Origin of the sequence: Pricia sp. (assembly GCF_041745955.1) — a bacterium.
Taxonomy (GTDB): domain Bacteria; phylum Bacteroidota; class Bacteroidia; order Flavobacteriales; family Flavobacteriaceae; genus Pricia.
The window spans coordinates 1-8,051 of sequence record NZ_JBGTHY010000035.1 but is presented as its reverse complement, the minus strand read 5'-3'; the positions used below and the strand labels follow the sequence as shown (position 1 = coordinate 8,051).

The 8,051-nt window shown below is 46.1% G+C and carries 7 protein-coding genes and 1 pseudogene; 1 reads left to right on the top strand and 7 read right to left on the bottom strand.

The window, feature by feature from the left end:
- The 7 genes and pseudogenes from ACEW8S_RS01195 to hemA form a co-directional block, all read right to left on the bottom strand.
- Positions 1 to 544: pseudogene (locus ACEW8S_RS01195) on the bottom strand (porphobilinogen synthase); the annotation flags it as partial.
- A gap of 23 nt (positions 545 to 567) precedes the next feature.
- On the bottom strand, positions 568 to 1,104 hold the full coding sequence (locus ACEW8S_RS01190) for a hypothetical protein (protein WP_373516366.1): 537 nt from the start codon (positions 1,102 to 1,104) through the stop codon (positions 568 to 570).
- A 224-nt stretch (positions 1,105 to 1,328) separates the two neighbouring features.
- Positions 1,329 to 2,231: an oxygen-dependent coproporphyrinogen oxidase gene (gene hemF, locus ACEW8S_RS01185; RefSeq protein WP_373516365.1), complete on the bottom strand. Its 903-nt coding sequence runs from the start codon at positions 2,229 to 2,231 to the stop codon at positions 1,329 to 1,331.
- A gap of 129 nt (positions 2,232 to 2,360) precedes the next feature.
- Positions 2,361 to 2,903 (bottom strand): GNAT family N-acetyltransferase, encoded by a 543-nt coding sequence (locus ACEW8S_RS01180; RefSeq protein WP_373516364.1) that lies wholly within the window; start codon positions 2,901 to 2,903, stop codon positions 2,361 to 2,363.
- A gap of 8 nt (positions 2,904 to 2,911) precedes the next feature.
- Positions 2,912 to 3,937 (bottom strand): uroporphyrinogen decarboxylase, encoded by a 1,026-nt coding sequence (hemE, locus tag ACEW8S_RS01175; RefSeq protein WP_373516363.1) that lies wholly within the window; start codon positions 3,935 to 3,937, stop codon positions 2,912 to 2,914.
- A 99-nt stretch (positions 3,938 to 4,036) separates the two neighbouring features.
- Positions 4,037 to 5,611, bottom strand: coding sequence for a hydroxymethylbilane synthase (hemC, locus tag ACEW8S_RS01170; protein ID WP_373516362.1), 1,575 nt, complete (start codon positions 5,609 to 5,611; stop codon positions 4,037 to 4,039).
- On the bottom strand, positions 5,608 to 6,864 hold the full coding sequence (gene hemA, locus ACEW8S_RS01165) for a glutamyl-tRNA reductase (protein ID WP_373516361.1): 1,257 nt from the start codon (positions 6,862 to 6,864) through the stop codon (positions 5,608 to 5,610). Before hemA ends, hemC begins: the two co-directional genes overlap by 4 nt.
- 339 nt (positions 6,865 to 7,203) lie before the next feature.
- Here hemA and ACEW8S_RS01160 point away from each other — a divergent pair.
- Positions 7,204 to 8,051, top strand: an 848-nt coding sequence (locus tag ACEW8S_RS01160) for a helix-turn-helix transcriptional regulator (RefSeq protein WP_373516360.1), incomplete at its 3' end; no start/stop codon positions are given.

Below are 8,051 nucleotides of genomic sequence, written 5' to 3'. Positions count from 1 at the left end.
CTTCCAGAGCTTCACGAATAGTAAGAATGCGGCCATCCATCATATCACTGGGGGCGACAAAATCCGCTCCGGCGTTGGCGTGGCTGACGCTCATTTCCGCTAAAATTTCAGCACTTTCATCGTTGAGTATCCTGCCGTTTTTCACTATACCATCATGCCCGTATGACGAATATGGGTCCAAAGCCACATCGGTCATGACCAACATATCGGGACAAGCCTTCTTGACGGTCTTGATGGCCAATTGCATGAGGCCATTCGCATTCAGCGCCTCGGAGCCCCTGTTGTCTTTTAGGTTATCGGGCACTTTAACGAAAAGTAGCACGGCGCAAAGGCCCATGTTCCACAATTCCTTGACCTCCTTTTCGAGATTGTCCAGGCTCAATCGGTAATAATCGGGCATGGATGGAATCTCTTCCTTGACACCTTTGCCCTCTACTACAAAAAGGGGCACCAGAAAGTCACTCGGAGTCAAAATGGTTTCGCGGACCAAATGGCGGATGGCATCGTTGGATCTTAGTCTTCGGTTTCTTCTAAGGGGATACATAGAGTGTCATTACGGATTCATGGTTATTCGACTTCCATAGGTATGGATTCATCGGGGTTTTCGATTTCTTTCCGGCACTCTATTAGGTCTTCCAAAGCTCGCCCATGGCCATACGTGGCCCATAGTCCAACATCCTTCCCGATTTCCTCGGGGTCTTCATCGGTGTCGATATATTTTCTGATGGATGCCACTGCCTCATCGTCAAAAGAGTCAATTTTCAAAATGGAACCTGATCCGGGAATGGTGTAGTGACCCTCGTAATCGTAGCAGATCACTAGGACTTTATCACCGGTGCCGAGTCCGGATTTGTAAAAGCAATCCGTTACGAAAAACCGTTGATTTTTATAGGTGTTTTCACCAAGTTCCTTGATTTTAAAGACCTTTTCTACAGCTATAATCCCTTTTTGCGGCGTATACAATGGGCCCGCCTCGTTGGTAGGGGCTTCCAATTCTTTGATTGTGCCCGAGAAAACCAAGGAAAGTTCTTGGCCACAGTTGCCAATAAAAGGCCCGGATTCGGGCCACCAATAGGTGTAGCCGACATCCAAAGTATCGAGCATAAACTCGATTTCAATGTCGCTTTTTGATTTTTTTACGAGGTCGCAGGAAACGACGGAAACGGAAATAAAAGAGATGCAAAATAAACCAGTTAGATTTGTTCTTCTCTGTTGGAACCAATAGATTCTTAGGCCTAGCAGGAGTGGTGCTAATCCTATCGAAGTATTTCTTGCCGAGATCTTAACTTCGTCCGGCTGCTTAAAACCTATTAGGTCTTTTTCGCAATTTAAATCCATTCCTTTGGAGTTTTAAGTACTTCCAGCAATCTCTCTTCTTCGCTTCCCGCTTGTGCCTGATGGTCATAGCGCCATTGCACAAAAGGGGGGAGGCTCATCAGAACGCTCTCGATACGGCCATTGGTCTTTAGACCGAACAGGGTGCCCTTATCATGAACGAGGTTAAACTCCACATACCTACCACGACGGATTTCTTGCCAGTCTCGCTGATTTGCCGTATAATGCATGTTCTCACGTTTTAAAACAATCGGTATATAGCTATTTAAAAAACTATTTCCCACTTCTGACACGAAATTATACCAATCGTCCAGATTCGTATCATCGGTTGCTTTGCAATAGTCGAAGAAGAGTCCGCCGATACCTCGGGCTTCGTTTCGGTGTTCGTTCCAAAAATAGTCATCGCATCTTTTTTTGTACAAGGTATAAAATTCGGGATGATGTTTATCACAGGCCGCCTTGCAAACGGAATGAAAATGTACGGCATCTTCTTCGAACAGATAATAAGGCGTCAAATCCTGCCCACCGCCGAACCATTGATCCACAATATTCCCACGCTTATCATACATCTCAAAATACCGCCAGTTCGCATGCACCGTGGGTACCATTGGGCTTTTTGGATGCAACACCAAGCTCAGTCCACAAGCAAAGAAATCGGCATCTTCCACTCCAAAATAGGTCTGCATGCTTTGGGGAAGTTCACCATGTACCGCCGAAATATTGACACCGCCCTTTTCGAAAACAGCACCGTTCTCTATGACCCTTGAACGGCCTCCACCGCCTTCCGGCCGTTCCCAAACATCTTCACGGAATTTGGCCTTGCCGTCGACCTTTTCAAGTTTGGCGGTGATGGTGTTTTGGAGGGTTTTTATGTAAGTGTGGAATTTGTCTTTCATTTTACGGTATTGCGTACCTAGTACTAGGTCAACCCGAAATATCGCACATTCGAATTCGCCTTTTGCGACATTTCAGTTGTAACTTAGCACTATTAAAAAGTGTTAAGCACAAAAAAATGGTACTCCGAACTATACGGTCGGAGTTTTCAATTCATACAACTCCATATCCAAGGGCTCCTCCCTTGGCGGCGTATGCTCTTTCTTTAAGGTCCTTTTCCAAAGATAACCACATTTTTCGGCGACTTTGATACTTCCTAGGTTACTTTTATGTGCGATAATCTGTAACGTTTTCAAACCTAGGTGATCGAAAGCATAGGTCGATGATGCCTTGACCGCTTCGGTCATCCAGCCTTTTCCCTCATATTGATAGCCGATACAGTAAGCCAATTCGGCTTGTCCGACCTTCCAATCCAGCTCTTTAATGTATATCAGTCCGATGACCTTATGGTTTTCTTTCTCTTTCAAGACAAAAAGGAATTCTTCTTTACAATCGAATTGCCTGACTTTATCCCCTACGAAAATCTTTGATAGATCCGGGTTCAGGTTTTGTTCCAAGGTCTTTGGAAAATAACGCCTCAACCTATCGGAATTGGCAACCAACAAATCACAAATCCGCCATGCATATTTTTCATGGATGGGATCAATAGTGTATTCTGCAAACGTAGCAATCATTTTCTATTTTAACCTTGGTACTCCTTCACCGCATCCACAAAGGCCTTGGCATTCTCCACCGGGATGTTCGGCAGAATACCATGCCCAAGGTTAACTATATACTTATCCTTTCCGAATTCGTTGATCATTTGGGTGACCATTCTCTTTATATCAGCTGGGGGCGACAGTAATCGCGCGGGATCGAAATTACCCTGCAAAGTGATGTTTCCGCCGGAAAGGTATCGTGCGTTTTTGGCGGAGCAGGTCCAATCTATACCAAGGGCGGCGGCCCCGGATTTCGCCATGTCGCCCAATGCAAACCAGCAGCCTTTTCCGAATACGATTATGGGCGCCTCGTCTTTGAGGGCATCAATAATCTGTTGGATGTATTTCCATGAAAATTCTTGATAATCCCCCGGGGAAAGCATACCACCCCACGAATCGAAGACCTGTACGGCATTTACGCCTGCTTTTACCTTTGCTTTTAGATAGGCGATGGTCGTGTCCGTTATCTTTTGCAGCAGCTTATGGGCCGCAATAGGTTGCGTAAAACAGAATTCCTTGGCCTTGTCAAAGGTTTTGCTTCCCTGTCCTTGCACGCAGTAGCACAGAATCGTCCAAGGTGATCCGGCGAAACCGATCAGCGGCACCTCATCGTTCAGCTTTTCCTTCGTCGCTTTTATCGCTTGCATTACATAATCCAACTCGATAGTAACTTCCGGAACAACGACTCTGTCCACATCCTTTTGAGAGCGGATGGGCTTCGGCAAATACGGGCCGAAATTGGGTTTCATCTGCACTTCGATATCCATGGCCTGCGGAATCACCAGTATATCGCAAAATAGGATAGCCGCGTCCATTCCATATCTGCGGATGGGCTGCACGGTGATTTCCGAAGCCAGTTCAGGGGTTTGGCAACGGGTAAAGAAATCGTATTTTTTTTTGATTTCCATGAATTCCGGAAGATACCGGCCGGCCTGGCGCATCATCCAAACGGGCGGGCGTTCAACGGTTTTGCCTTTTAGGGCGCGTAGGAATAGGTCGTTTTTCAGCATTTCAATATTTGTCATTTCCGTGAAGGCGGAAGTTTATTTTAACTTAGATAAAATTCGTTGGTCTTTGAGGGGAACTTTCCTTACAGTAAACTCGTCTTTCTAATAATTCTTGTTTACCAATTCGATCACACTCTCCACCGTCGGTACCTCGGCCACACGCACATCTGAAAAATGCTTGCGTGCCTCCGTTGCAGTAGTTTCTCCGATACAGTATGCGATTCTATCGGGCGCATTTTTAATCAAATAACTTTCGACTGCAGAAGGACTATAGAACATCACCCCCTCAACGCTATCATCGACCTTTCTAGGTGCATGTTTCGTTTCGTAAGCTTGGATTTCGTTGACCTTGATATTATTTTCTGCCAAAATGTCCGGTAGGGTATCAAGGCGTAGGTTACTGCAAAAATAAGTGACTTCGAGGCCCTCCATATATTCTATAAGATGCTCGGCCAGCTTTTCCGCATATTTTTCCTGGTGCTTGACCGGGCCGATATGCCTTTCTATCAAACGTTTGGTCTTTCGGCCGACGCAATAAATGTTTTCGAAATTAAGGTCACTGCCATCTACGTTTTTCAAAAGGGCCTCGACCGCGTTTTGACTGGTGAGGATAACGTTGCGCTTTTCCTTTTTAAGCTCGTAGGCCGAAATGCGATTGGGACTCACCTTAATAAAATCCTCCGATTTCACGTGAACGGAATCGGAAAAAAGCCCGAGTTGGTCGTGGGTCAGGTCTTTGGTAGAGAAGACGTTTGTCTGTAAAGTGGCACCTTGAATCTCGTTCATCAAAAGTTTGCCGCCACGGCTTAAAATACTGTTTGCACAATCGCGGCCCAAAAATTCGTGCCTGCCTAAAGGGGCGCTGAGCTCCGATTCCAGTTTTTTCTTGCCATCTACAGTTAATAAAACTCCTTTTAAATTGACTTCGTTATCTTTGTCGATATAGGCCAAAGCCCCGATGGGAGCGGTACAGCCCCCTTCGAGTATACGGAGGAATTCCCGTTCTTGCCGCGTACAGATTTCGGTAGGCCCGTGATTGAGCTGGGCACAGGCTTCACGCACGAATTCGTCGTTTTCCATGGCTACGACCATGATCGCACCCTGGGCGGGCGCGGGCACCATCCAAGTGAGACCGACCGTATTGTCGGGTTCAAGGCCAATACGTTCAAGGCCTGCCGCGGCAAAAATCGCGGCGTTCCAGTCATTGGTTTGCAGCTTTTCGTAGCGGGTGTTCACATTCCCCCGTAAATCGACCACGGTATGGGTAGGGTAGCGGTTCAGCCACTGCGCCTTTCTGCGTAGGCTTCCGGTGGCGATAACGGCTTCCCGTTCGGCCAGAAATTCCTCGTTATTCTTAAAGGCGAGGATGTCCAAAAAATTACCGCGTTCGAGAACGGCCGCTTGAACAATACCTACAGGAAGTTTTGTAGGCACATCTTTCATACTATGCACTGCCACATCGATAGCACCGCGCAGCATCGCAACATCCAAAGTTTTCGTGAAAATACCGGTTATCCCCATTTCATGAAGGGGCTTGTCGAGCACCAGATCACCGTCGGATTTCACGGGGACAAGCTCGGCGCGATGGCCCAAAGTTTCCAACATATCCTTAACGGTGGTCGCCTGCCACAGCGCCAATTCGCTATCGCGGGTACCTATGCGAATGATTTTGCTCATGGGGTGTCCAGTTCGAGTTGAAAGACGCTGCGAATAAGTTCAAGGCTCATATCGGAATCGACATCGTCGCCTTTCAGATGATTGGCAAACTGTTTGGTGATTTTTTGAATGATGCGGTTCGAGATGATATCGGCCTGTTGCTCGTTGAAATCAGATTGTTTTCTGGATTGATAGTCCATCTCCTCATCCTTCATCGTTTTCAATTTCTTTTTAAGGGCCTTGATCACGGGGGCAAATTTGCGGGTCTCGAGCCATTGGCTAAAATCGTGCCGTACCTCGGCAATAATCTCTTCGGCATGTGGAACGTACTCCTTTCGCCGTTCCAACGTATTATCGGTCATTTGGGAGAGATGGTCAAGGTGAATGACCGTTACGTTGTTCAATTCGGACACATCGTCGGACACATTTTTTGGGATGGACAGGTCCAAGATCAACAAAGGTTTCTTGGTGTAGATCAATTCTTTGGATATGGTCGGCGATTGGGCGCTGGTAGCCACGATCAGTACATCGGTACTGCGGATTTCGGTTTGAAGGTCACCATAATCCCTGACCGTCAGCTGGAACTTTCCGGCAATCCTTTCGGCCTTTTCCTTGGTACGGTTGATCAGGGTTATATGATCGTTCTTGGTATGCTTTATAAGATTTTCACAGGTATTACGGCCAATCTTCCCCGTTCCGAAGAGCAGGATGTTCTTTTCGGAAACATTATGAACGTTCTCCAAAATATAGCGGACGGAGGCAAAGGCGACCGAAGTAGCGCCAGAGGAAATTTCCGTCTCGTTCTTGATACGTTTGCTGGCCTGGATGACGGAATTGCAGAGACGTTCTATAAACGGATTGGCAATTCCGAACTTTTTAGAACGGTTAAAACTTTGTTTCAGTTGGCTGATAATCTCGAAATCACCGAGTATCTGGCTGTCAAGCCCGGTACCTACCTTAAAAAGATGCCCGATGGCGTCATTGTTCTTGTAGATATAGGCGACTTCCTGAAACTCCTCTACGGAGCCGGACGTGTTATCACACAGAAGTTTGATAAGCTGAAAGGGATGTTGGGCGAACCCGTACAGCTCGGTGCGGTTACAGGTAGAGGTCGCCAAAAGTCCGTCAATGCCTTGCGCCTTTGCCTGCATCAGCAGTTTTTCAGCGGCCGCTTTTCCGAGGCTGAACTTACCGCGGGTCTCGGCATCCGCTTTTTTGTAGCTGAGCCCTATGCTGTAAAACGAGTTATGTCGCGAAATATGGTAGTCTTTCATCTACTGGAATGGACGTTAAAACGCTTGAGTAGTATCCCACCCCGCGTTTTTGGTATGTTGGAAAGATAGATGTCAAAGTATTGGGCTACCCAGTTATTTGTGATTCCGGTATTCCCCAAAAATAACATCCAAAAAAATTCTTTCCACAAACGACAACAAAAATACAGGCTGTTTGCTTTAAAAAATAACGCCAGCGGTACAATTAGTATCGATACCCGATTTTTATCCAACTTTACTAAATAATTCCCCTGAAATCGGTATTTTTGTAGGAAACACAACGCTTTACAAGCTATCTATTTAGAACCTTTCTAAATAAAAGAAAACCATATCCGGTAGATTATGTCAGAGAAAAATGTCGCTCAAAGTTCGTTTCAGGAAGTTTTCATAGCCGATGGCTTTTTCGTGCTAAAAATCCAAAATGACACGACCGAAATTCAGCGGGTAGCCCGTGAAATCGACAGTAGCTTTATACAGTTCCATTTTTGTTTGAAGGGCAGTGCCAAGTTCGTTTTCAACCAAGGGAATTACGCCTTGGAGGTATCCGAAGAAAACTCCCTTTTACTCTACAACCCACAAATGGATCTTCCGCTTAACCTCGACCTACATCCCAATTCGTGGCTGGTCTCCGTGGTCATGACCATCCGAAAATTCCATTCCCTTTTCTCCAGGGAAGCAGATTACATCCCGTTTCTAAGTAAGGAAAACAAGGATAAGAAATACTATTCGCAAGAAGTGGCCAGCCCGGCTATCGCCGTGGTACTTAGCCAAATTATGAATTACAACCTTCATCCATCCATAAAAGAACTATATATTAAAGGAAAAGCCTATGAGCTTATTGCCCTCTATTTCAATAAAGGGGAAGGTACCGATGTGGAACAATGCCCGTTTTTGGTCGATGAGGATAATGTAAGGCGCATCCGCAACGCGAAGGAAATCATGATTTCGCGCATGGCCGAGCCGCCTACGTTGACCGAACTATCCGATGAAATCGGACTTTCCCTTAAAAAACTGAAAGAAGGCTTTAAACAGATCTATGGCGATTCTGTTTTTAGTTTTTTATTCGACTACAAAATGGAATATGCCCGAAAAATGCTCGAGACCGGCCGGCACAATGTGAACGAGGTCGGTCTAAAAGTGGGCTATAGTACGGCGAGCCATTTTATATCCGCCTTTAAGAAGAAATATGG